This is a genomic window from Actinoplanes campanulatus, assembly GCF_014647795.1.
GTDB classification, from domain to species: Bacteria; Actinomycetota; Actinomycetes; order Mycobacteriales; family Micromonosporaceae; genus Actinoplanes; species Actinoplanes campanulatus.
The window spans coordinates 1-883 of the sequence record NZ_BMPW01000080.1 but is presented as its reverse complement, the minus strand read 5'-3'; the positions used below and the strand labels follow the sequence as shown (position 1 = coordinate 883).

The 883-nt window shown below is 65.8% G+C and carries 2 protein-coding genes; both read right to left on the bottom strand.

Annotation, left to right across the window (positions count from 1 at the left end; all coding sequences use genetic code 11):
• The coding region (locus tag IEZ13_RS46135) for a glutaredoxin family protein (RefSeq protein WP_306421567.1) at positions 1-243 on the bottom strand (243 nt) is incomplete at its 3' end.
• 342 nt (positions 244-585) lie between these two features.
• Complete coding sequence (locus IEZ13_RS46130; protein ID WP_189285814.1) at positions 586-807, bottom strand: hypothetical protein; 222 nt, start codon at positions 805-807, stop codon at positions 586-588.
• Positions 808-883 lie beyond the last annotated feature (76 nt).

Here is an 883-nt window from a genome sequence, read left to right as displayed (position 1 = left end):
GGCGGCCACACGCTCGATTTCGTCGGGCCGGAAGCCTGACCAGTGATCCTCGCCTGTTCCGTCCTCGACAACACACACGGGGGCCTCGGAGTATCCCAGCTCCTCGGTGACGTACTCGCGCGCTGCCGAGTTCTCTCGGATGTTCACCTCGCGGTAGGTGATGCCCTCCTTGTCGAGTGCTCGCTTCGTCACCAGGCAACGGCCGCAGCCGGGGCCGGTGGTGTAGACGGTGATGGTCAGCATGTCGGTCTCCTCCCTCGATCATCTTTTTCCTTCGTTCCTGATAGCGGAGCAATGGCCGTCGGCTGAGCCCGGAGTGCAAGTGACCGTGGAATACCGGAGCGGCCGAGCGCAGCGAGAGACGCGAGGATATGCCGCGAAAGCACTTGCGCGCAGGGCGTGGCGGTCATGATGGAGCGCCAGGAACGAATGAGAAACACTCGGTTGCCGTCGTCGGCCTGTGGCCGGCGTCCGCTTCTGGCCTGGGGCGCTCCGTCGCCCCAGGCGGCGGGGGAGCGCGAGGGGCGCAGCCCCTCGCCTCGGCCCTGGGGGGACGAGCCTCGACGAGGGACTAACACGACGAGCCTAATCATCGGCCGGTGCCGGACCGAACATTTCGGCCCAGCAGCTCGGGTGCGTGCCGCTGATGATGACCTCGCGCTCGGCGCGCGGCGCGTCGGGCAACACGTCTTGAACGGGCGCGTTCGCGTTCAGGGCTTCCGCCTGTGCAGCGGCCATGATGACGCGGCTACGGCGGCCGCAGACAATGCACGGGCGGGTCTCGATGATGACGGTTCCGGCACTCATGGCGTTACCTCCTCTAGTAGTACTATCAGGGTCGGGGTGTGTTGCGGTAGACGTAGTAGCCTTCGTTCTTTACCTC

Excerpts from the sequence above, each read along its gene's own strand:
- IEZ13_RS46130 (WP_189285814.1), bottom strand. The coding sequence starts at position 807 with ATGAGTGCCGGAACCGTCATCATCGAGACCCGCCCGTGCATTGTCTGC.